General features: G+C 59.9%; 19 protein-coding genes. 10 read left to right on the top strand and 9 right to left on the bottom strand.

Annotation, left to right across the window (positions count from 1 at the left end; translation table 11 throughout):
• Nucleotides 1-199: 199 nt before the first annotated feature.
• The gene (locus ACSQ36_RS08845) at nt 200-1,036 is read left to right on the top strand and encodes a squalene/phytoene synthase family protein (RefSeq protein ID WP_436181634.1); all 837 of its coding nucleotides are present in this window, start codon (nt 200-202) and stop codon (nt 1,034-1,036) included.
• 1,083 nt (nt 1,037-2,119) lie between these two features.
• Here the strand turns inward: ACSQ36_RS08845 and ACSQ36_RS08840 are convergent.
• From ACSQ36_RS08840 to ACSQ36_RS08830, 3 genes are all read right to left on the bottom strand, one after another.
• Nucleotides 2,120-3,337: a DUF1501 domain-containing protein gene (locus ACSQ36_RS08840; RefSeq protein WP_436181633.1), complete on the bottom strand. Its 1,218-nt coding sequence runs from the start codon at nt 3,335-3,337 to the stop codon at nt 2,120-2,122.
• Between the two features lie 8 nt (nt 3,338-3,345).
• Complete coding sequence (locus ACSQ36_RS08835; protein ID WP_436183134.1) at nt 3,346-4,932, bottom strand: DUF1800 domain-containing protein; 1,587 nt, start codon at nt 4,930-4,932, stop codon at nt 3,346-3,348.
• Nucleotides 4,933-5,161: 229 nt separating this feature from the next.
• On the bottom strand, nt 5,162-5,710 hold the full coding sequence (locus ACSQ36_RS08830; RefSeq protein WP_436183226.1) for a hypothetical protein: 549 nt from the start codon (nt 5,708-5,710) through the stop codon (nt 5,162-5,164).
• Between the two features lie 177 nt (nt 5,711-5,887).
• Here ACSQ36_RS08830 and ompR point away from each other — a divergent pair, with 177 nt between their 5' ends.
• The 4 genes from ompR (at nt 5,888) to ACSQ36_RS08810 (ending at nt 9,431) form a co-directional block, all read left to right on the top strand.
• Complete coding sequence (gene ompR, locus ACSQ36_RS08825; RefSeq protein WP_031359745.1) at nt 5,888-6,613, top strand: osmolarity response regulator transcription factor OmpR; 726 nt, start codon at nt 5,888-5,890, stop codon at nt 6,611-6,613.
• Between the two features lie 69 nt (nt 6,614-6,682).
• Nucleotides 6,683-8,041, top strand: a complete 1,359-nt coding sequence (locus ACSQ36_RS08820) for an ATP-binding protein (protein WP_213763980.1) — start codon at nt 6,683-6,685, stop codon at nt 8,039-8,041.
• A 210-nt stretch (nt 8,042-8,251) separates the two neighbouring features.
• Complete coding sequence (locus ACSQ36_RS08815; protein ID WP_213763981.1) at nt 8,252-8,800, top strand: peroxiredoxin; 549 nt, start codon at nt 8,252-8,254, stop codon at nt 8,798-8,800.
• Between the two features lie 106 nt (nt 8,801-8,906).
• Complete coding sequence (locus tag ACSQ36_RS08810) at nt 8,907-9,431, top strand: carboxymuconolactone decarboxylase family protein (protein WP_213763982.1); 525 nt, start codon at nt 8,907-8,909, stop codon at nt 9,429-9,431.
• 1,027 nt (nt 9,432-10,458) lie between these two features.
• Here ACSQ36_RS08810 and ispF read toward each other — a convergent pair.
• Both ispF and ispD read right to left on the bottom strand, forming a co-directional pair.
• Nucleotides 10,459-10,950 (bottom strand): 2-C-methyl-D-erythritol 2,4-cyclodiphosphate synthase, encoded by a 492-nt coding sequence (ispF, locus tag ACSQ36_RS08805; protein ID WP_436181632.1) that lies wholly within the window; start codon nt 10,948-10,950, stop codon nt 10,459-10,461.
• Between the two features lie 58 nt (nt 10,951-11,008).
• Nucleotides 11,009-11,722 (bottom strand): 2-C-methyl-D-erythritol 4-phosphate cytidylyltransferase, encoded by a 714-nt coding sequence (gene ispD / locus ACSQ36_RS08800; RefSeq protein WP_436181631.1) that lies wholly within the window; start codon nt 11,720-11,722, stop codon nt 11,009-11,011.
• A 110-nt stretch (nt 11,723-11,832) separates the two neighbouring features.
• On the opposite strand from ispD, the gene mfd reads away from it, so the two are divergent.
• The 4 genes from mfd (at nt 11,833) to ACSQ36_RS08780 (ending at nt 18,063) form a co-directional block, all read left to right on the top strand.
• Nucleotides 11,833-15,324: a transcription-repair coupling factor gene (gene mfd / locus ACSQ36_RS08795; RefSeq protein WP_436181630.1), complete on the top strand. Its 3,492-nt coding sequence runs from the start codon at nt 11,833-11,835 to the stop codon at nt 15,322-15,324.
• A 99-nt stretch (nt 15,325-15,423) separates the two neighbouring features.
• Nucleotides 15,424-16,656 (top strand): acetylornithine deacetylase, encoded by a 1,233-nt coding sequence (gene argE, locus ACSQ36_RS08790; RefSeq protein ID WP_436181629.1) that lies wholly within the window; start codon nt 15,424-15,426, stop codon nt 16,654-16,656.
• 15 nt (nt 16,657-16,671) lie between these two features.
• Nucleotides 16,672-16,962: a nucleotidyltransferase family protein gene (locus ACSQ36_RS08785; protein ID WP_213763987.1), complete on the top strand. Its 291-nt coding sequence runs from the start codon at nt 16,672-16,674 to the stop codon at nt 16,960-16,962.
• Between the two features lie 87 nt (nt 16,963-17,049).
• Nucleotides 17,050-18,063 carry a threonine/serine dehydratase gene (locus ACSQ36_RS08780; protein WP_213763988.1) on the top strand — a complete coding sequence of 338 codons (1,014 nt, stop codon included), beginning with the start codon at nt 17,050-17,052 and terminating at the stop codon, nt 18,061-18,063.
• Between the two features lie 28 nt (nt 18,064-18,091).
• Here the strand turns inward: ACSQ36_RS08780 and ACSQ36_RS08775 are convergent, their stop codons facing one another.
• The 4 genes from ACSQ36_RS08775 to ACSQ36_RS08760 form a co-directional block, all read right to left on the bottom strand.
• Entirely contained in the window at nt 18,092-18,910 is an 819-nt protein-coding gene (locus tag ACSQ36_RS08775; protein ID WP_436183133.1) for an ABC transporter permease subunit, read from the bottom strand.
• Complete coding sequence (locus ACSQ36_RS08770) at nt 18,910-19,833, bottom strand: ABC transporter permease subunit (RefSeq protein WP_436181628.1); 924 nt, start codon at nt 19,831-19,833, stop codon at nt 18,910-18,912. The genes ACSQ36_RS08775 and ACSQ36_RS08770 overlap by 1 nt, the downstream gene beginning before the upstream one ends.
• The gene (locus tag ACSQ36_RS08765) at nt 19,830-21,029 is read right to left on the bottom strand and encodes an ABC transporter ATP-binding protein (protein ID WP_436181627.1); all 1,200 of its coding nucleotides are present in this window, start codon (nt 21,027-21,029) and stop codon (nt 19,830-19,832) included. Before ACSQ36_RS08765 ends, ACSQ36_RS08770 begins: the two co-directional genes overlap by 4 nt.
• 179 nt (nt 21,030-21,208) lie before the next feature.
• Nucleotides 21,209-22,378, bottom strand: a complete 1,170-nt coding sequence (locus ACSQ36_RS08760; protein WP_436181626.1) for a polyamine ABC transporter substrate-binding protein — start codon at nt 22,376-22,378, stop codon at nt 21,209-21,211.
• A gap of 501 nt (nt 22,379-22,879) precedes the next feature.
• Here ACSQ36_RS08760 and ACSQ36_RS08755 point away from each other — a divergent pair.
• Entirely contained in the window at nt 22,880-24,220 is a 1,341-nt protein-coding gene (locus ACSQ36_RS08755) for an Nramp family divalent metal transporter (RefSeq protein WP_436181625.1), read from the top strand.
• Nucleotides 24,221-24,437: the final 217 nt, after the last annotated feature.

The following is a 24,437-nucleotide window of genomic DNA, read 5'->3' as shown; positions in this document are numbered from 1 at the left end:
CATCCGGGGGATAATTCGGGTTGAATATGGCATGCAGTGAGTTAGGCGTAGTGGGCCGGATTCGTGCTGCACCGAAAAAGACAATGCTGCATCCTCCCTTACCTGTCCAGTCTCCAGAACACGCGCGAGCCATTGAGTTTCAATGGCTTTTTTTCTGGCCTGGACTGATCGGCTCACGCCGTCATGACCTTCCATTGCCGTGAACTTCGACGACTACTGCCAGCAAAAAGCCGCGCCCGATGGCTCCAGCACGTACTACGCCCTGCGCCGTGCGCCCTCGTCCAGACGACCGCTCCTGACAGCGTTTTACGCTTTGCGCCGGGAGCTGGAAGACACCGTCAAGCAAACTAGCGATCCGACTATCGGCCGCACCAAGCACGCCTGGTGGCAAAAGGAACTGGCCAGCCTGTTCGGCGGCGAACCCGTGCATCCGGTGACGAAGGCGATTGTCGCGCATCAGGCAAACACGCCGGTTCTCGACGAGCAAGGACGTGCGTTGATCGACAATCTGGTCGATGGTTTCAGCATGGACCTCGATCAGGCACGTTATCTCGACTGGCCGGGTCTGCGGCGTTATCTGGACAACGTCGGCGGCGCGTTTGCGTTGATCATCGCCCGCGCGAGTGCACGCCGTCCTGATGATGCGGCGGGCTGGGCCAATTCGCTTGGCACGGCGTTGATGCTGGCGGAGCGCATAGCGGAAATCGGTGACGACGCGCGCCACGGCCGCATTTATCTTCCCATCGATGAACTGCAGCGCTTCAATGTCACCGCGGCCGATCTCATCAACCGCAAATACAGCGATGGGTTCACTGAGCTCATGCGCTTCCAGACCGGTCGCGCGCGCGAAGCGCTTAAGCAGTCGCTGGCCGCGATCCCCTCGGACGAGCGCGCGACGCAGCGCGTGCTGCGTACGCAAGCGGCTTTATCGTTGGCATTGTTCGATGAGATAGAACGCGAAAACTTTCAGGTGCTTCATCAGGGGATTGCGTTGACGCCTATTCGCAAATTGTGGATTAGTTGGCAAGTCAGATAGGTTCGCTCGCGCCGGTGGACGGGGGGGTGCGGGTTTGGGGTTGGTGGGTGGGGTCGGTGCTGGGTTCTGGGGGGTTAGTGGTCGGGGTCTATGCCGGGGTGGTTGGTTCTGGGGTTAGCGGTCGGAGTTATTGCCGGGTTGCTGCTTTCAGCGTCAGTGGTCTGCAAGAGTCGGATTTTCTCTTTATCACTATTAGCCACTGTGCGTGGCGGCACGTCATTTCTTTGTCCAAAGCGACAAAGAAACGAAGCAAAGAAAACGCTTTTAAAACACGCTACCCTAAGTGTCCACAGCGTGCAGTTTCTATTCATAGGTGCCCCAAAAGCACGGTGCTCGCCAGAGCCACGGATGTGTGAAACCCTCCTTCTCGCGAATCCTTACACGAACACGCTTCGCCCCGTACGCTCTCGGGCAAGCACGAATTGCTAAGGAACCCGCGCGGCCTTACGGGTATTTACGGCTGCGGTTTTTGACAGGTTAGCTACCTGGTCTGTGCGGCCGTATTCATAGGCCACAGCTTCGTGCGTGTTTGTGTTTGCTGCTTCAGTTTTTGTGAATTGGCCGCGCGTTCTGTACAGCTATTTTCGTCGGTTACGGCCACCCGCATCTTCGCGACCTCGTTTCCAGCAGGGTTGGCGACGTGGTTCGAGGCGCGTACATATTCGGAGGGAGGTTATCCGCGGATAGCGCGGGGTGTCCCTTGGGCAGGTTCAATCACTGGTGGCGAAGCGTGTGGGTATCCGTGTTCGGAGAAAGAGGGGTTCACACATCCTCCGCTCTGGCGAGCACCGTGCTTTTGGGGCACCTATGAATAGAAACTGCACGCTGTGGACACTTAGGGTAGCGTGTTTGAAAGCGTTTTCTTTGCTTCGTTTCTTTGTCGCTTTGGACAAAGAAATGACGTGCCGCCACGCACAGTGGCTAACAGTGATAAAGAGAAAATCCGACTCTCGCAGACCACCACGGCCGAAAGCGTCAACCCGGCATCAACCCCGACCGCTGACCCCAAAACCGACCACCCCAGCTCTGACCCCGACCCCTACCCCCAAAACCGCCCCCCGTCCACCGGCGCGAGCGAAAAAACTACCCTTGTAGGAAAGCCAGCGTCTCAAACTTCTGCCCGAGGACCGCGGTGGAATCCATACCCCACCACGGCCCCAGCACGGTCGCGTACATCTGCCTGAAATCCACGCCGACCGGCAGATTGCCGTTACCGTCCAGCCGCGCCAATTCCGGCGCAACACCATGAAGGCCGCCATTCACCCGGCCGCCCATCACGAAATGCGGCGCAACCGTGCCGTGATCCGTCCCGTTGCTCTGGTTCTGGCGCGGCCGCCGGCCAAACTCGGCATAGGTCATGATGAGCGTCTCGTTCCATCGGCCGAGTTCGACCAGCGCCGAGCGCATCGCAACCATTCCCTCCGATAACTGCTTGAGCAGCGCCGCCTGCTGACCCGGCTGGTTCTGATGGGTATCGAAACCATTAAGCGTCAGGCGGATCACCGCGACGCCCTGCCCCGTTTGCGGCACGCCGGCAGGAGTATCGGTAGCGGACAGCACTTGCATGGCCGTCTTGATCGATGTCCCGAATGCGCCGCCCGGAAACTGCGTCTTGAGCGCGAACTGGCCGGCACGCGGACGAAGCCGGTCGGCCGCCTTCACGATTTCGTTTTCAACATCCAGGATATGCGCGAGCGCGGGATTGCGTTCCTTCAACGATACCGGCGTCGCAAGCCGCGCCTGCTTCTCGAACTGCGCCGGATTCACGAGCGCGATGGCGCGCGCGCCGTTCGCGAGCGGGCCCATTTCCGCGCTGCCAATCACCACGGCATCGGCAGCAAATCCCGCCGGCACGGGCTGCGCGCGAAATGTGCGCGTAAGCCAACCTTCGTGCAGATATTGATCGGAACGCGAACCGGTATCCCAGATCTCGATGGATCGAAAATGCGAAAGGTTCGGTTGCGGATAACTGACACCCTGCACGATCGCGAGTTGCCGGTCTTTCCAGAGCGGCATCAATGGCTGCATGGAGGGATGCAGGCCCGTGCGCTCGTCAAGCTGGATGACCTGCTCGCGCCTGATGCCAATGCCCGGGCGCAATGCGGCGTAAGCCGGGTCGGCGAACGGGATCACGGTGTTCAGGCCGTCGTTGCCGCCCTTCAGTTCGACCAGGATAAGGACATTGCCGTATCCGCTCGAACGCATCTCGACCGGAAGCGGACTTGCTGCGGCAAACGCCGAGGGCGCAAGCGCGAAGGCGCCGGCTGCGCCGGTTATCGAAAGGAAGTCGCGTCGGTTCATGGGGCCGCCTATTTCAACTGGTACGCAGGGTCCATCAGCAAGGCCCGCAGATAAGCGCTGCTCGTGGCATCAGGTTCAATGGCATCCGCGGGAGAAACCGCCAGCACCGCGCGCTGCAATTGCAATTGCGTCGACAGGTCCGGCCGCGCGTCAGGCGTCGTGTTGTACCCCGCGAGCCATGCATCGAGATCGAAACGCAAGCCCGGATGCTGCCGTTGCATCGCCGCAGGTTTCATGGCGGCATTTGTCATCATGTCAGGCATTGTGGCTGACATCGATGCCATCGCGCTCGTCTTCGCATCGGTCGCCCCCGGACGCATGCCATGCGCTTCGGTCGCGCGAAACAACTGCTCGATAAACTGCTTGCGCGCAAGCAGCGTAGAGCTATTGATCCAGTTTTCACCGCCCGGCCAACCCTTCACGTTCGGCGGATAAAAGAGATTTTCACCGAAATTGCGCACCTGGACGGCGAGTGCGGTCGCGTCCTGATCGGCATAACCAATATCGAACTCGCGCACAGCGCCGACAACGAATTCCGCAGGCGACTTGACCAGCACACCACGGTTGCGCTCGTCCCAAAACGCATCCGATAAAAACAGTCCGCGCAACGCTGTCTTGATGTCGTAATGCGACGCGCGAAAACGCTCGGCGATCAATGCGATCTGAACCGGATCCGGTGTCTCGGAGATGAACTCGCGCCACAGTTCGGTCGTGATGAAGGTCGCCGTTTCCGGTTGAGCTAAAAGGATATCGAGAACCTGATCGCCATCGAAAGCGCCCATCTGGCCGAGGACGGTCTTGTCGCCGTCATCGTGGATTTTTGGATTGAATTGATAAGCGAGTGTATTCGGATCAAGCGTCCAGCCGGTGTAGGCTCTTGCGGCTTCGGTCACGTCGCGCTGCGAGTAATGTCCCTCGCCTAGCGTGAACAGCTCCATGACCTCGCGCGCAAAGTTTTCGTTGGGACGGCCTTTGCGGCTGCCGGCGCCATCGAGGTACTGCAGCATCGCCGGATCTTTAGAGACTGCATGCAGCAAGTCGCCGAAATTGCCGAGCGCGTCGCGGCGCAACAGCGCGTTCTGACGGAACATGATCTGCGGATAGTGAACCTTGTCTTCGCCGGACGGAAAGTGATCGTGCCAGAAGAGCGTCATGCGTTCGGTGAGCGGCGAGCGCGTGGTCACCATTTCGCGTACCCACCAGCCACGCAACTCATCGTAGCGATGGTTTTGTTCGCGCCGGTCATCACGGCGTTCGTCCTGCGTCCACGCACGGCGAACGTCAACTGATGGGATCGGTTCCGTCACCCACGCAGGCGGCGGTGTAGCGGCTTCAGTGCGGGCGCCGGCAAGTACCGCATCAACGGCCTGCTCGCGGGTCATTCCAATATACGGGGCGACCTCGCTCGCGCTTGCCTCGAAGCCCGTACGGGTGAGCAGGAAGCGGGCATCGGTGGCATCGAGGGGATCAGCATCGACCGCCGCCACTTCCGTCCGATGCACATTGCGTACCCGGCGCGGCGTGTTGTTTTGCGCCGCCTGAGCAGTCAGTACGCTGGTCAGCATCAAACACAACGCGATAACAAGCGCAGCCATATTCACGCCACGCTCGCGCCGATCCAGCGAACCGCGTGCAACGTGGACGTCAGGAAACCTGGAGGGTTGCATCGAGGAGCGAGTCCGGTGGCCGTGCTATGTCAATCAACGGCGCGTTGCCGGAGCCCGTTGACCGCCAATGTCACCTCGGCATCCGTTTAGTGCCAGAAATGAGTTGGGCATCGATCGGGAGTGCGGCCATGCAAAGGCATCGCCATTGCGCCAAGCCTCAACGCTTATAAAGATCCCTGACCGCTTCCTCGATATGCTGGCGCAACAGCCGCCGCTCATCTGCTGTCATCACACCGTGCCGCGGAGGCCGCTCGGGCGGTTGCGGATCGCTTTGCGGCGGGGGCATGGCCGGCATCACTTGCGGGTCGCGATTACCTTTGAGCGGCTTTTGCATGCGATGCTGGGCGCGCATGAAGCGGCCATCGAAGCGTTTCCTGGGCGGTTGCGAGTTGAAATCAGAACTGTCGCCTTCGGGATTCGAATACCGGGACGAAGAAGATGACGAAGACAACGACGAATCAGGACGATCGAACGCCGACAAACTGCGATTAAGGGATTGCGATGGTTGCGCAAGAACAGTGCGCGCGGCAAACACGGCGTAAAACGCGCTAGCGATCAGCGTTAGTCGGATGATGCGCTTGGTGCGCACAGGTATGCGCCGCCGCGCTCCCTTCATGTTGTTCCCTTCGTTGCTCGACAACCGGACAGTCTCAGGCTCTTTGGCGTGCTTGCGTGTCATGCCAGTATTGACGGTTAATGCCGCCATGATACTGACGCGCAATCATTGTACTAATGGAGTATCCACCGAATGACGGGCTTAGGTAAAGGAGTGTACGCATAGAACCTTTATGTCGTGCCACACTCGCCGTAAATTTTGTAACTATCTGTTACCTCAGAAATGGAGCAAACTAGGTCCTCTTTCTAATCGCGCTAAGATGCGGGTATGGAAACCAAAAATCCCTCAAAAATACTCGTAGTCGACGACGACCCCCGTTTGCGCGATCTTTTGCGACGTTATCTCGGCGAGCAGGGCTTTAACGTCTATGTCGCTGAAAATGCGCCGTCGATGAACAAGCTCTGGGTTCGCGAACGTTTCGACCTGCTCGTGCTCGACCTGATGTTGCCGGGGGAAGACGGACTTTCGATCTGCCGCCGTCTACGGGGCAGCAACGACCGTACGCCGATCATCATGCTCACCGCGAAAGGCGAAGACGTCGACCGCATCGTGGGCCTGGAAATGGGCGCGGACGACTATTTGCCGAAGCCGTTCAACCCCCGCGAACTCGTCGCGCGGATTCATGCGGTACTGCGTCGCCAGTCACCGTCGGAACTGCCGGGCGCGCCATCCGAAACCACTGAAGTCTTCGAATTCGGTGAATTCGCTTTGAATCTCGCCACGCGGACGCTGACCAAGAACGGCCAGGAAATCCCGCTGACCACCGGCGAATTCTCCGTGCTTAAAGTGTTCGCGCGACATCCGCGTGCCCCGCTGTCGCGTGAAAAGTTGATGGAACTGGCGCGCGGCCGTGAATACGAAGTCTTCGACCGCAGTCTCGATGTGCAGATCTCAAGGTTGCGCAAGCTGATCGAGCCGGACCCGAGCAGCCCGCGTTTTATCCAGACGGTGTGGGGCCTCGGTTATGTATTCATCCCCGACGGCGCGGCCTGAGATTTGAGCCCTGATTGAGTTCTGACCAACGCGCCCCGTGCGCGCCACCAGCAAGAGCATCAGCGAACCATGCGGATTGACAGGCGGCTACTGACGCTCGCGTTCGGCGGCCTGTTCTGGCGGACCTTCGCCTTGATCGCGTTGCTGATTGCGGTCAGCATCGCCGCATGGTTCCAGAGCTTCCGGGTGATCGAACGCGAACCGCGCGCGCAGCGCGTGGCGCTTCAGCTCGTCGCGGTCGTCAAGCTCACGCGCACCGCCCTCCTTTATTCCGACCCCGATCTGCGCCGCGCATTGCTGCAGGATCTGGAGAGCAATGAAGGGGTGCGTGTGTACCCGCGCGAAACCACCGATAAATATCGCTTGCAGCCCGACGAGTCGCTGAACCGGCTGATCGAGCGCGACGTGCGCGGCCGCCTCGGCAACGACACGGTAATCGCGCAATCGGTCAACGACATCCCGGGCGTGTGGATCAGCTTCAAGATCGACGACGATGACTACTGGGTCGCGCTCGATCGCGATCAACTCGATAACGTCACCGGCCTGCAATGGGCGGGCTGGGGCATCTTTGCGCTCGCGCTGTCGCTGTTCGGGGCGGCGTTCATCACCAGCCTCGTCAACCGGCCGTTCGCGCGGCTGGCGCTGGCCGCGCGCAAGGTCGGCTCCGGGCAATCGCCTGAACCGTTGCCCGAACGCGGCATGGGCGTGGCCGCCGAAACCAATCGCAGTTTCAACCAGATGGTGCAGGATCTCGAACAGCTCGATGCCGACCGTGCATTGATGCTCGCGGGCATCTCGCATGATTTGCGCACGCCGCTTGCACGCTTGCGGCTCGAAACCGAGATGAGCCCTTCCGACGAAACGACGAAACTTGCGATGGTCGATGACATCGAACAGATGGACATGATCATCGGGCGTTTCCTCGACTACGCCCGGCCGATGCAGCGCATGGCCGAAGCCGTCGATCTATCGCTGATCGGTGGTGAAATGGCCGCGCGTTTTTACGCGGAAGACGGCGTGCTGATGAAAACCGACCTGGCCCAGGGTGCGACCATCGAAGGTGATCCGACCGACGTGCGGCGGGTGATCGGCAATTTGCTGGAGAACGCGCGCAAGTATGGGCGCAGCGCAGTGGACGATATTGCCAGGATCACGCTGCAAACGAAGGTCAATCACGGGCGCGTTGAACTGTCCGTGATGGACGAAGGGCGCGGCATTCCCGAAGATCAGGTCGCGTTGATCACGCGGCCGTTTTATCGCGTGGACACAGCGCGCACGCAGGCGAACGGCACCGGACTCGGCATGGCGATCGTGCAACGGCTCGTCACCCGGCAGCGTGGCACCTTGCGCTTGCGCAACCGCCATCCGCATGCGGGTTTTGAGGTGACCATCGACTTCCCGGCGATGGAAAAACGCACTTTCCGCTAAACGGATGTTGTCCGGATGCTATCGGTCCATTCGTTAAAAGCTATCCAGCGTGTTAGTCAAAATCTATTGAAAATAATAGTCAATAGAGTTATAGTGAAGACCGTTCAACGCGTTCATCAGCTACTCAGAGTGAGTTTGATGCTGCGTCATGTGAGCGTTACAGCGATCAGTTAGGCTTGATTTTCTTCCAACGAACACAGGAGTATTCATATGAAGACCGTGGGCGATAAAGTTGAAGCGTTTACCGTTACTGCTGCAAAGCCGGGTTTCAATCATCACGAAGAAAATGGCGTGTCGGCGTTCGAAGACATCACCGAACAGTCGTTCCCTGGCAAGTGGAAGATCCTGTACTTCTACCCGAAGGATTTCACGTTCGTTTGCCCGACGGAAATCGTCGAGTTCGGCAAGCTGAACAGCGATTTCGCCGATCGCGATGCCGTATTGCTCGGCGGCAGCGTGGACAACGAATTCGTGAAACTGGCATGGCGCCGGGAACACAAGGACCTGAGCAAGCTGAACCACTATTCGTTCGGCGACGTGAAGGGCGAGTTGATCGACCAGCTTGGCATCCGTGACAAGGAAGCGGGCGTGGCGTTGCGCGCAACGTTCATCATCGACCCGGACAATGTGATCCAGCACGTGTCGGTGAACAACCTGAACGTCGGCCGCAATCCGGAAGAAATCCTGCGCATTCTGGACGGTCTGCAAACGGACGAACTGTGCCCGTGCAATCGTGCTGTCGGCGGTTCGACGCTGTAAGTTGTATTGCGGCGAGGCCTTCGTGGCTTGCGCTCTAGCCCGTCAGCGTTCTGAGTCATACTCGAGCCGGCGGGCTTTTTTATCGCTGATCAGATAGGAGAAATTTATGGAATTCCTCGCATCGATTAAAGAACTTATTCCTGATTACGCCAAGGACATTCGCCTGAACGTGGACGGCACGATCGCGCGTTCATCGCTGGAAGGCAATGACGCCGTGGGCGTTGCGCTGGCTGCCGCCTATGCGGCGAAAGCGACGAAGATTGTTGCGTTGATCCGCGCGTCGGGCGTTTTGTCGGCTGAGGAAACGAATGGCGCGTTGACCGCAGCCGCGTTGATGGGCATGAACAACGTTTGGTATCCGTATCTGGAAATGGCCGATAACGCCGATCTGAAGACGCAGCCCGCTGCGTTGCGGATGAATGCGTATGCGACGCATGGCGGGGTCGATAAGCGCCGCTTCGAGATGTATGCGCTGGCAGCGTCGATTATTGGAAAGTGTCACTTTTGCGTGAAGTCGCACTATGAGAACCTCGTTGGCGAGGGAATGAGCACGACACAATTGCGGGATGTGGGCCGGATTGCCGCCGTGATCAATGCGGCTCAGTTGGCGATTACCGCTGAAGGCAACTAAGCCAAGGGGGGGCGCTCGCGCCGGTGGACGGGGTTGGGGAGTGGGGTTGGCGGGGTGCGTCGGGTTCTTAGGGTTAGCGGTCGGGGTCACTGCCGGGTTGGTGCTTTCGGCCGTGGTGGTCTGCGAGAGTCGGATTTTCTCTCTATCACTATTAGCCACTGTGCGTGGCGGCACGTCATTTCTTTGTCCAAAGCGACAAAGAAACGAAGCAAAGAAAGCGCTTTAACCGCTCTACCCTAAGTGTCCACAGCGTGCAGTTTTGATTCATAGGTGCCCCAAAAGCACGGTGCTCGCCAGAGCGGAGGATGTGTGAACCCCTCCTTCTCGCGAATCCTGACACGAACACGCTTCGCCCCGTACGTTCTCGGGCAAGCACGAATTGCCGAGGGACCCGCACGGCTTCACGCGTATTCGCTGCCGCGTTTCTTGGTGCGTTGGCCGAGCGTGCACTGTTTTTTGGTGGGCTACACGGCCGAACGCATATTTACGGCTTCATGTTTGGTGGGTTGTTGCGCGGCCTGCACGATTCTTTTCACCAGCTACGGCCCCATGCACCGTTGCGGCTTCGTTTCCAGGAAGGTTGGCTACGAGGTTCGTTATGCGTACAAATTCGGCGGGTGGTCGTCCGCGGATAGCGCGGGGTGAACCTTGGGCAGATTCAGTCACTGGTGGCGAAGCGTGTGGGTATCCGTGTTCGGAGAAGGAGGGGTTCACACATCCGTGGCTCTGGCGAGCACCGTGCTTTTGGGGCACCTATGAATCAAAACTGCACGCTGTGGACACTTAGGGTAGCGTGGTTAAAGCGCTTTCTTTGCTTCGTTTCTTTGTCGCTTTGGACAAAGAAATGACGTGCCGCCACGCACAGTGGCTAATAGTGATAAAGAGAAAATCCGACTCTCGCAGACCACTAACGCCGAAAGCACCAACCCGGCATAGACCCCGACCGCTACCCCCGGAACCGAACACCCTGGCACCAACCTCAACCGCCCCCCCAAAACCCCATCCACCGGCGCGAGCGAAAACCCCTTTAACTATCGATACCCGTACGCATCAGCAGCACAGCAGCCTGCGCCTCGATACCTTCCTTGCGCCCCAGATACCCCAGCTTCTCATTGGTCTTGGCTTTCACGTTCACTCGAGTCAGCGGCAACTCGAGATCCTCGGCAATATTCGCCCGGATCCCTTCGATATACGGTGCAAGCTTCGGCGCCTGCGCGATGACCGTCGAATCGACATTCATGATCGCGAAGCCGGCTTCCGAGACTCTTGAAAAAGCCTCGCGCAGCAGCACCCGGCTATCCGCTCCGGCGAATTTCGCATCCGTATCCGGAAAATGCCTGCCGATATCGCCCATTGCCGCAGCGCCGAACAGCGCGTCCGTAATCGCGTGCAGCAGCACATCAGCATCCGAATGACCAAGCAGCCCGCGCTCGTAGGGAATACTGACCCCACCGATGATGAGCGGCCGGCCTTCGACCAGTTGGTGAACGTCGTAGCCTTGTCCGATTCTGAAATCCATCGATGGTCCTAGAAAGTAAAGGGGCAACTGCTTCAAACCGCTGCTTCAAATCGCTTAATCAAACTCCGCCGAGCATAGCCGACGCCAGTGCGAAATCTTCCGGATACGTGACCTTGAAATTGCGCAAGCTTCCCTGAATCAGCCTTGGCGCGTGCCCCAGCCATTCGATGGCGCTGGCTTCGTCGGTAAGATCGTGGCCGTCCTGCTGCGCCCGCGTGATTGCATCGCGCAGCATGCCCAGACGGAACATCTGCGGCGTCTGCGCCTGCCACAAGCCGTTACGCGACTCCGTGCGGGCAATGCGCCCTTCTGTATGCGCCACGCCTTCAGCCTCGATCCGCTTGAGCGTGTCAGCCACCGGCAGCGCCAGAATTCCGCCAACCGGGTCGTTCTTCAACTCGCTCACCAGCCTGCGGACCATCTCCGGCGTGAGCCCGGGGCGGGCCGCGTCGTGTACAAGCACCCAGTCATCGTCGCGCGCACCAAAGCCGGTCAGCGCCGCAAGCCCATTAAACACCGACGCCTGCCGCGTCGTGCCACCGCAGCGTTGCACGGCGAAACGCAAGCCGGCGAAACGGCGGTCATCGAAATGATGATCGCCCGGCGCCAGCACGACCAGCGTCTGGGCAAATTCGGAACAGGCGTCAAAGGCGGCGAGCGAATAACGCAGCATCGGATGGCGGCCGATAGTCTGGTATTGCTTCGGCATCGGTGCACCAGAACGGCTGCCGGAACCGGCACACGGGATGAGGGCGAACAGGCGGGAAGTCACGAGTTGAAAACGCCCAAGTCAAAAGTGAAGCCCGGATTTTATAATAGGTCTATCGCGACCATGCCGGTCCCGCGTGCACTTTCGCATGCGAACGGTTCCCCGCACACTTTATGCCTTCAAAAGCCGTCAGTTTGCAGTCAACGTCCCCTATCGCACTCGTCAAAGCCGGTCAGCGCTTTGCCTTCGATGGCGCCACCGGTTCCTCCGACGCCCTCGCCCTGGCACGTTACCACCTGGCTTTTCGCGAAAAGGTCCCGTTATTGGTCGTCATGTGCGCGAGCGCTGTCGATTCGCAACGGCTCGCGGCCGAAATTCCGTTTTTCGCGCCGGACGCCAGGGTAAGGCTTCTGCCCGACTGGGAAACGCTGCCCTACGACACGTTTTCGCCCCATCAGGACCTGGTTTCGGCACGATTGGCGACGCTGCACGATCTGGGTGAAGGTCGCTGCGACATCCTGCTCGTGCCCGCGACCACTGCGCTTTACAGAATGCCGCCGGCATCGTTTCTGGCTGCGTATACGTTTTCGTTCACGCAGGGCGAGCGGCTGAACGAGGCGAAACTGAAGAGCCAGTTGACGCTTGCGGGCTATGAGCATGTGAGCCAGGTCGTGCGGCCCGGCGAATATTGCGTGCGCGGTTCGCTGCTCGACCTGTATCCGATGGGCTCACCGCTGCCGTACCGCATCGATTTGTTCGACGATCAGGTCGATTCCATCCGCGCCTTCGATCCCGACACGCAGCGCAGCCTGTATCCGGTGCGCGACGTGCGCCTCTTGCCCGGCCGCGAATTTCCCTTCGATGAACCCGCGCGCACCGCTTTCCGCAGCCGCTGGCGCGAGGTGTTCGAGGGCGATCCAAGCCGTTCATCGATATACAAGGACATCGGCAATGGCGTGCCGGCGGCGGGGATCGAGTATTACCTGCCGCTGTTCTTCGACGAAACCGCCACGCTTTTTCATTACCTGCCGCAAGACGCGCAACTGGCGTTCGTCGGCGACATGGACGCGGCCATCAAGCGCTTCACGAACGACACGCGGCAGCGCTACAACTTTTTGTCTCACGATCGCGAGCGGCCGCTGCTCGAACCGCAGCGCCTGTTTCTCAGCGACGACGACTTTTTCTCGTTCGCCAAACCGTTCGCGCAGATCAAGTTCCCGGCCACGCCCGAGGGCGGTTGGGCGGTGCCGTTGCCGGGTCTGGCGATCGATCGCCACGCCGAAGAGCCATTGCTCGCGCTGCGTCACTATCTGGAGCAAACGCCGAATCGCGTGTTGTTCGCGACCGAATCCGCCGGACGCCGCGAGACAATCCAGCAACTCCTCGCCGATAACGGCCTGCGCGCATCGCTCGACGATACCTTCCAGGATTGGCTCACCGGCGACGCCAAATTCTCGCTGGGCGTCGCACCGCTAGCGAACGGCTTTGCGCTGCCCGGCGAAGGCATCTCGATCATCACCGAGACCGAGCTATACGGACAACTCACGCGGCGCGCCGGACGGCGTCGGCAAGAGCAGGCGAGCAACGTCGATTCGATGGTGCGCGACCTCTCGGAGCTGAAAATCGGCGATCCGGTCGTGCATACGCAGCATGGTATCGGGCGCTATATGGGCCTGGTATCGATGGATCTGGGCGAAGGCGAAACCGAATTCCTGCACCTCGAATATCAGAACGACAGCAAGCTGTACGTGCCGGTCGCCCAGTTGCACGTGATCTCGCGCTACAGCGGCGCCGACCCGGAAAGCGCGCCGTTGCACGCGCTGGGCTCCGGTCAGTGGGACAAAGCGAAGCGCCGAGCCGCGCAGCAAATTCGCGATACCGCCGCCGAACTGCTCAATCTTTACGCACGCCGCGCGCTGCGCGAAGGTCATTCGTTCCCGCTCGAAGCGCGCGATTACGCGAAGTTCGCGGAGAGTTTCGGCTTCGAGGAAACGCCCGATCAGGCCGCGGCGATCACCGCTGTTATCGGCGATATGACAAGTGGCAAGCCGATGGACCGGCTGGTTTGCGGCGACGTCGGCTTCGGCAAGACGGAAGTGGCGCTGCGGGCGGCGTTTATCGCGGTGATGGGGGGCAAGCAGGTCGCGATTCTGTCACCAACCACCCTGCTCGCCGAACAGCACACGAACACGTTCACCGACCGTTTCGCCGACTGGCCCGTGAAGATCGCCGAATTGTCGCGCTTCAAGAGCACGAAGGAAGTCGCGGCATCGATTACCGCAATCAATGATGGCACGATCGATATTGTCATCGGCACGCATAAATTGCTCTCCTCTGATGTCGTGTTCAAGCGGCTTGGGCTGGTGATCATCGACGAGGAGCACCGGTTCGGCGTGCGCCAGAAGGAAGCCTTGAAGGCGCTGCGCGCTGAAGTCGATGTGCTGACGCTCACCGCAACGCCCATCCCCCGCACGCTCGGCATGGCGCTGGAAGGGTTGCGCGACTTCTCGATCATCGCCACCGCGCCGCAAAAGCGCCTCGCGATCAAGACCTTCGTTCGACGCGAAGAAGACGGCGTGATCCGCGAGGCGATGCTGCGCGAACTCAAGCGCGGCGGCCAGGTTTATTTCCTGCACAACGAAGTCGAGACGATTGAAAACCGTCGCTCGATGCTCGAAGCGCTGGTGCCGGAAGCGCGAATCGCGGTCGCGCACGGGCAGATGCACGAGCGCGAACTCGAACGCGTGATGCGCGATTTCGTCGGCCAGCGCGCGAACGTGCTGCTATGCACGACGATTATCGAAACGGGGATCGACGTGCCAAGCGCAAACACGATCCTGATTCATCGCTCCGATAAATTCGGCCTCGCGCAGTTGCATCAGTTGCGCGGGCGCGTCGGGCGTTCGCACCATCAGGCTTACGCGTATTTGCTGGTTCACGATCCGGCCGCGCTGACGAAACAGGCACAGCGGCGGCTGGAAGCAATCCAGCAGATGGAAGAACTCGGTTCGGGCTTCTATCTCGCGATGCACGATCTGGAAATTCGCGGCACGGGCGAAGTGCTCGGCGATAAACAATCGGGCGAAATCCACGAGATCGGTTTCCAGCTTTACACCGACATGCTCAACGACGCCGTGCGGGCGCTGAAGGAAGGCCGCGAACCCGATCTCAACTCACCGCTCGCCGCCACGACCGAGATCAATCTGCACGCACCGGCCATTCTTCCCGCCGATTATTGCGGCGACGTTCAAGAACGTTTGTCGCTGTACAAACGCATGGCGAACTGCGAAACGAGCGATGCGATCGACAGCATCCTGGAAGAGCTCATCGACCGGTTCGGCAAGTTGCCGCCCCAGGCGAGCGCGCTGGTCGAAACGCATAAGCTGCGCCTCGCGGCCAAGCCGCTGGGCATTCTGAAGATCGACGCGGCCGAGCATGTGATCTCGTTGCAATTCATTCCGAACCCGCCCGTCGATGCCATGAAGATCATCGAGATGGTGCAGAAGAACAAGCACATCAAGCTCGCGGGGCAGGACAAGCTGCGTATAGAAGTGCGCAGTCCGGATCTTGCCGTGCGGATTTCGACGGTCAAGGAAACGCTGCGTGCGCTTGGCGCACCGGTGCGCCAGCAGAAACCGGCAGCCGCGGTTGCGCCCTCACGCTAACAGATTCAACCCGCTTCATACCCGCGCATCGCCTTGTCCGGCGGTGCGCGGCCGGTTTTTTCGGTATTATCGAAAGTGAAAAATTCCAAGGAGAGCGTCATGTCACAGATCGCTGAATCGACGGCTTCCGTCGCGCAAACACCCTCTTCTGATTCCGGTTTGGCGTCGTTGCCGTGGATCAAGAAGCTCGTCTCCTTCGACACCGTCAGCCGCAACCCGAACATGGGCCTGATCGAAACCGTCCGCGACGAATTGCGCGCAGCCGGTATTGAAAGCACGCTCAGCACCGATCCATCGGGCAAATGGGCCAACCTGTTCGCGACGGTACCCGCGCACGATGGCGCGACGAACGGCGGTATCGTGCTGTCCGGGCATACGGATGTGGTGCCGGTAGACGGCCAGAAATGGGACAGCGATCCGTTCAAGCCGGAAATCCGCGATGGCCTGTTGTACGGTCGCGGGACGTGCGACATGAAGGGGTTTATCGGTGCATCGCTGAGCTTGTTGCCGAAGATGCAGGCCACGAAACTCGCACGGCCAATCCACTTCGCCCTCTCTTTCGATGAAGAAGTCGGCTGCGCCGGCGCACCGTTGATGATTACCGACCTGCAAAAACGAGGGCTGCGGCCGGACGGCTGCATTGTGGGCGAGCCGACCAGCATGCGGCCAGTCATCGCGCATAAGGGCATCAACGCATACAACTGCTGCGTGCGCGGGTTCGCCGCGCATTCGTCGCTGACACCGAAGGGCTTGAACGCGATCGAATACGCAGCGCGGCTGATCTGCTACATCCGCGACGTCGCCGATGAATTCCGCGCGCAAGGCCCGTTCGACGAACAGTACGACGTGCCCTTCACGACCGCGCAGACCAGCACGATCAGTGGCGGCAACGCGATCAACACAGTGCCCGCCGAATGCAATTTCGCGTTCGAATTCCGCAATTTACCGACGCTCGATCCCGAGCCGATTTATCAGCGTATTGAGAAGTACGCGCGGGAAACGTTGTTGCCGAAGATGCAGAAAGAACATGCGAACGCGGCGATCGAGTTCTCGAAGATTGCTGCGGCTCCTGGGCTCGATGCGTCCGAGCAGGCGGCGATCACGCAACTGGTGCGCGCGCTGACCGCGAATCAGGAGAAGCGCAAGGTGGCTTACGGCACGGAAGCGGGTTTGTTCCAGCTCGCGGGCGTGCCGAGTATTGTGTGCGGGCCGGGAAATATCGAGCAGGCGCATAAGGCGAACGAATACGTGTCGCTGGAGCAGCTTGCGGCGTGTGAAGCGTTCTTGAGCAAGTTCATTCACAGCATGTCGGTCGAGGCGCAAGTGCGTTGATTTAATAAAACTTGAGTGAAACCTTCCGCCGCTCTGGATCTCAAACGTGACACGGTCCGCGAAACGGTAGGCCGCTTCCGCGCGGCGAACCCGCGCGTGTTCGGCTCGGTTTTGCATGGCACCGATCAGGATGGCAGCGACCTGGACTTACTGGTTGACGCGTTGCCCGGCGCAACGCTGTTCGACTTGGGTGGCTTGCAAATGGAACTGGAAGACATGCTTGGCGTGGCGGTCGATTTGCTGACGCCGGGCGATTTGCCGCCGCGGTTTCGAGAGCGCGTGTTAGCTGAAGCGGCGCCGGTATGAGCGATGGCGCTCGCGTGCCCCGTAATTTGCATAAGAACCGAATTTGTTGCTCCGCCTCATTAATCGTTACGCCGTCAACCACTCTCCATGTCCACCGCCCATCATTCCGATAACACCATCGACGGCACGCCGATTCCCACACTCGACGATATCGCCAGCCAGCACATGACGCTCTCGCCGTGGGTCGCGCGCACGCCGACCTTCGAGCGCCACGACTTCCCCATGCTGGAAGGCACGCCGGTCAACTTCAAGTTCGAGTTGCTGCAGGTCGGCGGCACGTTCAAGACGCGCGGCGCCTTTTCGCATCTGCTCGCGCTCAAGGAGAGCGAACGCGACGCGGGCGTGACGTGCGTATCGGCGGGCAATCACGCGGTGGCGGTCGCGTATGCCGCGATGCGGCTTCAGATCAGCGCGAAGGTCGTGATGATCAAGACCGCCAGTCCGGCACGATTGGCGCTCTGCCGCCGTTTCGGCGCGGAGGTGGTCATGGCGGAAAACGGCGCTGAAGCGTTCGAGATCGTGCGCCGCATAGAAGCCGAGGAAGGCCGCTATTTCGTGCATCCGTTCAACGGCTATCGAACAATTGTGGGCACGTCGACGCTCGGATACGAATGGACCTCGCAGGCGCCCGATCTGGACGCGGTGATCCTGCCGATCGGCGGCGGCGGACTGGCGGCGGGGGTATCGCTGGCATTCCGGCTCGCGAATCCATCGATCCACGTGTATGGCGTTGAACCCAAGGGCGCCGACGCCATGGGCCAGAGTTTCGCCGCGAATCACACCGTGAAGATGGGCGCGATGCACAGCATTGCGGACTCGTTGATGGCGCCGCACACCGAAGACTACAGTTACGAACTGTGCAGGCGACATATCGACCGTCTGGTGACCGTGTCGGACACCGAGCTGCGTCACGGCATGCTGCATCTGTTCAACGAGCTGAAACTGGCGGTGGAACCGGCATGCGCCGCCGCCACCGCCGCCTTGCTCGGACCGTTACGCGAGACCTTGCAGGGCAAGCGCGTCGGTGTGTTGCTGTGCGGCACGAACACCGACTCGGCCACGCTCGGCAAACATCTCGCGATGGCGGCTCAAGACGACTGAGCCCGGTTTGCTCACTTGATCGTCGCCGCTACAACACATTCGTCAGCCGCCTGCGCTCGCTGCGCTGCATGAAGTAGTTCGCGGCGATCACGCCGACCGTCACAAACGCAATGAACAGCGTGGCGAGCGCGTTCATCTCGGGATTAAGCCCAAGCCGGACGCGCGAAAACACGACCAGCGGCAGCGTAGTCGATCCCGGTCCAGACAAGAACGCGGATAACACCAGGTCATCAATCGACAACGTGAACGACAGCAGCCACCCCGCCACCAGCGCTTGCGATATCAGCGGCAGCGTAATCGAAAAAAACACCCGCAATGGCGTCGCGCCCAAATCGAGCGCGGCCTCTTCAATCGATGGATTCAATTCCCTGACCCGCGATTCCACGATGATCGCGACGTAGGAAATACACAGCATCACGTGGCCGATCCAGATCGTGAAAATGCCACGTCCGGCCGGCCAGCCAAATACCTTCGCCATTTCCACAAACAGCAGCAACAGTGAAATCCCCTGAATCACTTCGGGTATCACGAGCGGCGCGTTGATCATGCCGGCATAAAGCGTGAAGCCGCGAAACCGCCCCATGCGCGCGAGCACATATCCCGCCCATGTCCCGATCACCACGGACGCGCACGCCGTGAACACCGCAATTCGAATCGATAACCATGCTGCATTGATCAATTCGTCGTCGTGTAATAACGCCGCGTACCACTTCAGCGAAAATTGCGTCCATACGGTCACGAGTTGCGACTCGTTGAACGAATACACCACCAGACTCACGATCGGAATATAGAGAAACAGGAATCCGAGACCCAGAAACGTGAACCGGAGCGAGCGGCTGGGTTCAATCATCGCTTCTCCTCCAGTTGCTTCGCCTGGTAATACTGGAACAACGCCATGGGAACCAGCAACAGCAAAACCATGGCGCAGGTGACGGCGGAAGCCATGGGCCAGTCGGCGTTATCGAAGAATTCATTCCACATCACGCGGCCGATCATCAGGGTATCCGCGCCACCCAGCAATTCCGGAATCACGTATTCGCCCACCGCAGGAATAAACACCAGCAAGCAACCCGCGATAATCCCGTTCTTCGACAACGGCAGCGTGATCTGCAGAAACGCTTTCCACGGTTTCGCGCCGAGATCGTAAGCGGCTTCAAGCAGCGTGAGATCCATCTTCACCAGATGGGCGTAAAGCGGCATCACGAGAAACGGCAGATACGAATACACCATGCCGATATAAACCGCGATATTCGTGTGATACAGCTCGATAGGCGAATGAATAATCCCGGTCCACATCAGGAAGTTGTTCAGCAAGCCGTTGTTCTTCAGTATCCCGATCCACGCATACACGCGAATCAGGAACGACGTCCAGAACGGCAGCATGACGGCCATCATCAGCAGATTGCGGTTCGCCGGATTCGAACGCGCAATGTAATACGCCATCGGATAACCAATCAGCAGGCACAGCAGCGTGGACACCCCCGCCACCAACAGCGAATTCATGTAGGTCGCGAAGTACAGGCTGTCCGTCACGAGAAACGCGTAATGCGAAAAATCGAGCGCGATACTCAGCACGCCGTCTTTCATCGCCGTCAATTCCGTATAAGGCGGAATCCCGAGACGCGAATCGGAGAAACTGATTTTGACGACCAGCAGGAACGGCACGAGGAACAACAGCACAAGCCACAGATACGGCCCGAAAATCACCGCCGTCCTGCCTGACAGGCCGAAGCGTTGCTTGAGCAAGCTCAGTAAATGCAGCGTTTTCATGCGGTGAGCACCACGCCTGCAGACGCTGTCCAGCGTACGAAGACCTCGTCGTCCCACGTGGGTGAATCGATCTGGCCAATCGCGAGGCTCGACAGATTCGCCACGACCACCTTGCCGCTGTCCAGCTTCACGTGATACAGCGTGTAGCCGCCCATATACGCAATGTTCGCCACGGTGCCCCGGCCCCAGTTGTACGAACCGTCGGGCGGCTTGCGCGTCAACGCAATGCGCTCGGGCCGGACCGAGATGGTGACCGGCATACCGAGCGGGCCCGTGATGCCATGATTCACATACAGCCGCGACGGCAACTCCGTCGTTTCCACGAACACATGATCCGGTTCGTCCTCCACTACGATGCCGTCGAACAGATTCGTCGAGCCGATGAATTCGGCGGTGAAGCGGCTGTTCGGATATTCGTAGACCTCATGCGGGGTGCCAATCTGCACGATCTCGCCTTCGCTCATGACCGCAATCCGGCCGGCCATGGTCATCGCTTCCTCCTGATCGTGCGTGACCATCATGCAGGTCACGCCGACCTTATCGAGGATATTCACGAGCTCGATCTGCGTGCGCAGGCGAATCTGTTTGTCGAGCGCGGACATGGGTTCGTCGAGCAGCAACAGCTTCGGACGCTTGACCAGGCTGCGGGCCAACGCCACGCGCTGCTGCTGGCCGCCCGACAACTGGTGCGGCTTGCGCTGCGCATACTTCGCCATCTGCACGAGATCGAGCGTCGCGTGCACGCGCTCCTTGAGTTCCGCGCCGCGCACGCCCTCCTGCTTGAGCCCGAACGCCACGTTCGATTCCACCGTCATATGCGGAAACAGCGCATACGACTGGAACATCATGTTCACCGGTCTGCGATACGGCGGCATGCTCGCGAGATCCTCGCCATCGATCACAATCTGGCCTGAGGTGACCGACTCCAGCCCCGCGAGCATGCGCAGCAAGGTGGACTTGCCGCAGCCGGAACTGCCGAGCAACGCGAACAGTTCGCCCTTTTTCACTGAGAGATTCACGCTTTTCACTGCAACGGTCTCGTCGAATTTCTTGACGACATCGACGATCCGTACGAAATTCTCCGCCGCCCAGTCCGGGGCCCGCAAACCCGGTTCCGGCCTGCGGCCATTGGGACCGCCCGGACCGCCTTGATTGCCCGGTCCGGCGGACACTGCGCTCGACTGCTGCTCACTCATGATCTGCTGCCCGGCTCCTGCGCTACGCGCATTCGTGCTGCTTTTTTAACTTTATCTTTCGACCAGGCCACCAACAAAATCGCGGGCCACGAACAAAGCCCCCGGAGAACCAGGGGCTTCGCGTTTATCGACTGCCTGATGCGACCTTGGCGACCTCGGCAACCTTACCGGAATCAGGATCAGCGTCCGGACTTCAATTCCGTCCAGAGCCGCGTTTGCAAACGCTGGATTTCCGGCGGCAACGGCTTGAGCAGGAACAGCGTCTTGATCACGTCTTGCGGCGGATACACGGCCGGATCGTCGGCAACATCCTTCGATACGTATTTCCGCGCCTCCGTATTCGCACTCGGGTAATACACCTCGTTCGTGATCGCGGCGTGAACTTGCGGCGTCTCGATGTAGTTGATCCACTCGAGCGCGGCTTCCTTGTTCTTCGCGTCCTTCGGAATCGCCATCACGTCGAACCACACCGGCGCGCCGCCCTTGGGGATGTAGTACTCGATCTTGTACGCCTTCTTCGCCTCTTCCGCACGATGCTTGGCGATCACCACGTCGCCCGACCAGCCGTACGCGAAGCAGATGTCGCCGCCGACCAGGTCGTTGATATAACCCGACGAGTTGAACTGCGTAATGTACGGACGGATCTTCTTGAGCATCGCCAGCGCGGCGCGGTAGTCGGCGGGGTTCGTGCTCATCGGATCCTTGCCGATGTAGTGCAGCGCGGCGGCGAACATCTGGTCAGGGGCGTCGAGTACCGATACGCCGCAGGCCTTGAGCTTCGAGATGTTTTCCGGTTTGAACAGGATGTCCCAGTTATCCAGCGGCACGTTCTTGCCGAGGATCTGCTGGACTTTCGTGACGTTGTAGCCAAGACCCGTGGTGCCATATGCCCACGGTACCGTGTACTGGTTGCCCGGATCGGCGCCCGCGACCAGCTTCATCAGGGCAGGGTCGAGGTATTTGAGGTTGGGGAGTTTGGATTTGTCGAGCGGGGAGAAGATCCCTGCCGTGATCTGCTTGCCGGCATAGTTGCTGGTGGGCACCACGATGTCATAGCCCGAATTGCCGGTGAGCAGCTTGGCTTGCAGCGTGTCGTCGCTGTCGTAGTTGTCGTACTTGACCTTGACGCCCGTCTGCTTCTCGAAGTTCGGAATCGTGTCTTTCGCGATGTAGTCCGACCAGTTGTATACGTTGAGCTGAGTGTCTTTCGCCGATGCCGCCAGCGGTGCCGATAACGCCGCCACGCCCGCGATAGCCACGGTGATCGAAACCACGCACGCCGGTATCCGTGCAGCCGCGCCTGATGCCCCCGAACGCTTCGACAACCGGTCCGCCACTTTTTCTGTCATTTCAGTTTCTCCGCCCTTTCGACTTGCCGATCGTTGGTTTCCCCGTCTCGATTCGCGCTTTCCCTCCTGCTGGGTCGAGACGATCTCAAAAAAACGAAAACTATCATCAAAAGGGGGCTTCGCAAAAAACAATCGGCGAGTTTTGTCGCGTGAAGTGTACAAGGGGCGCGTTTGACCGACGCTGGTATGGAGTGGGTTTTGCGGGGCTGCGGGTGGCTGGTCTCAGCTACAAAGACCATACCGGCATTGTTGAATCCAACCGTGCACATGCTTACGTAATGTCATTATTGAGGCGCTCGTGCGGAAACCCATGCGATTCATTCGTCCCATAACCGCGCCTTTAGAGCATCACGCTAGCGCGGTACAGGCTCGCACCGTGCTTTATCGCTGGGCGCGACACGCTGTTTTTCGATGTGCAGGCCGGTGGCCCGTTTCACTGCTCACGCCTTTTTCCTCAACCGCTTCGCAACGTCCAGCTTCAGGAAACAGGCCACAAACCGCATGAACACGAATCCGTCCGCTCTCGTACGAACCGGCACCGCGGACGATCCGCAATCTGATCCAGCATCCGGACATCAGGCCGGCCAACTGGACGACTCGGCCCCCAAACGCGGCTGGTTCTCGTTCGTCGGCGCCGGCGCCCTGGTCGCAGTCGGCTATATGGACCCGGGCAACTGGGCTACCGCGCTCGCAAGCGGCGCCAAATACGGCTATCAATTACTTAGCGTCGTCCTGCTCGCAAGCCTGATGGGCCTGCTGCTGCAATGGCTCGCATCGAAAGTAGGCGTGGTGACCGGCCAGGATCTCGCACAACTCTGCCGCCGACGCTACAGCCGACGCACCACGCTCTTTCTCTGGATTACCAGCGAAATCGCCATCATCGCCTGCGATGTCGCCGAAGTCGTCGGCAGCGCAGTCGCGCTTCAACTGCTGCTAGGCGTGTCGCTTACCGTGGGCGTCCTGATGTCGGCGATAGGCACGTTCGCCATGCTCGCGCTCCAAAGCCGTGGACAGCGGCCGCTCCAGATCGCCGTGACGACGCTGATCTTTTTCGTAGGATTCTGTTTTGTCGTTGAACTCGCGCTCGCCAACCCTTCATGGCGCGGTGCACTGGCGGGTCTTGCACCGCCCGCCGCCCTGCTGCGCGACGCAGGCATGATCTGGCTCGCCGCCGGTATCCTCGGCGCCACCGTCATGCCGCATAACCTCTATCTGCACTCCGCACTCGTCAAGGACCACGCGAAGAACGGCGACGACGAAGCCATCGCCAACGCCATGACAGGCGTCAATATCGATACCTTCGCGTCCCTCAGCCTGGCGTTCACCGTCAACGCGTCATTGCTGATCGTGGCGGCCGCCGTATTCCACGCGAACGGCCACTACGACGTCAACGATCTCGCCGATGCCCACCGCCTGATCGCACCGCTGGTTGGCAATCAGTGGGCAAGCATCATCTTCGCCGCCGCGTTGCTGGCGTGCGGACTGAACGCCACGGTGACCGGCACGCTAGCCGGACAAGCCGTCATGGAAGGGTTCCTGCAACTGAAGATTGCGCGATGGGCGCGAGCGCTCCTCACCCGCGCACTGGCAATGGGACCGGCCCTGCTCGCGGTCGGCGCATTCGGGGAACATGGGTCAAACCAGTTGCTTGTCGCAAGCCAGGTCGTGCTGAGCTTGCAGTTGCCGCTGGCCGTGATTCCCCTCGTGCGCTTCGCATCCGATGCCGGACTCATGGGCCGATGGCGCGTCAAGCGCATTCCGCTCGCATTGGCGTGGTTGTGCGCAGCGCTGATCGTGCTGCTGAATGGCGCGCTGTTGTGGCAGTTGCTGACCGATAGTTGATAGTTGATGGCGGCCGGCGCGGAAGGAACTCTCCGGATTTGCCGCTGATCTCCGCTTGAGCCGGGAACTGTGCTCGCCTCGCCGTGGCCTGCGCCCGTGCTTCAAACTTTCCCGTTCCGAGCGCCTGACGCATGCGTCGGGAGGCAGGTAATGCGTATTCCAACGCACCAGACAGACGTCGATACGAGCAAGCGAACATGCCGCTCCTGCCGGTTCG

The sequence above is a fragment of the Caballeronia sp. LjRoot34 genome (assembly GCF_964253815.1).
Taxonomy (GTDB): domain Bacteria; phylum Pseudomonadota; class Gammaproteobacteria; order Burkholderiales; family Burkholderiaceae; genus Caballeronia.
Note: the sequence above shows the minus strand (reverse complement) of the source record. Positions and strands in the feature narration are given on the sequence as shown.

Bases quoted from the DNA above. Each gene is read 5' to 3' on its own strand.
- ispF (WP_436181632.1), bottom strand. From the start codon at position 10,950: ATGGATTTCAGAATCGGACAAGGCTACGACGTTCACCAACTGGTCGAA.
- ACSQ36_RS08810 (WP_213763982.1), top strand. From the start codon at position 8,907: ATGGAATTCCTCGCATCGATTAAAGAACTTATTCCTGATTACGCCAAG.
- ACSQ36_RS08820 (WP_213763980.1), top strand. From the start codon at position 6,683: ATGCGGATTGACAGGCGGCTACTGACGCTCGCGTTCGGCGGCCTGTTC.
- argE (WP_436181629.1), top strand. From the start codon at position 15,424: ATGTCACAGATCGCTGAATCGACGGCTTCCGTCGCGCAAACACCCTCT.
- ACSQ36_RS08815 (WP_213763981.1), top strand. From the start codon at position 8,252: ATGAAGACCGTGGGCGATAAAGTTGAAGCGTTTACCGTTACTGCTGCA.
- ACSQ36_RS08760 (WP_436181626.1), bottom strand. From the start codon at position 22,378: ATGACAGAAAAAGTGGCGGACCGGTTGTCGAAGCGTTCGGGGGCATCA.
- ACSQ36_RS08835 (WP_436183134.1), bottom strand. From the start codon at position 4,932: ATGGCTGCGCTTGTTATCGCGTTGTGTTTGATGCTGACCAGCGTACTG.
- ACSQ36_RS08755 (WP_436181625.1), top strand. From the start codon at position 22,880: ATGAACACGAATCCGTCCGCTCTCGTACGAACCGGCACCGCGGACGAT.
- ACSQ36_RS08840 (WP_436181633.1), bottom strand. From the start codon at position 3,337: ATGAACCGACGCGACTTCCTTTCGATAACCGGCGCAGCCGGCGCCTTC.
- ompR (WP_031359745.1), top strand. From the start codon at position 5,888: ATGGAAACCAAAAATCCCTCAAAAATACTCGTAGTCGACGACGACCCC.
- ACSQ36_RS08770 (WP_436181628.1), bottom strand. From the start codon at position 19,833: ATGAAAACGCTGCATTTACTGAGCTTGCTCAAGCAACGCTTCGGCCTG.
- ACSQ36_RS08780 (WP_213763988.1), top strand. From the start codon at position 17,050: ATGTCCACCGCCCATCATTCCGATAACACCATCGACGGCACGCCGATT.
- ACSQ36_RS08830 (WP_436183226.1), bottom strand. From the start codon at position 5,710: ATGGCGGCATTAACCGTCAATACTGGCATGACACGCAAGCACGCCAAA.
- ACSQ36_RS08765 (WP_436181627.1), bottom strand. From the start codon at position 21,029: ATGAGTGAGCAGCAGTCGAGCGCAGTGTCCGCCGGACCGGGCAATCAA.
- mfd (WP_436181630.1), top strand. From the start codon at position 11,833: ATGCCTTCAAAAGCCGTCAGTTTGCAGTCAACGTCCCCTATCGCACTC.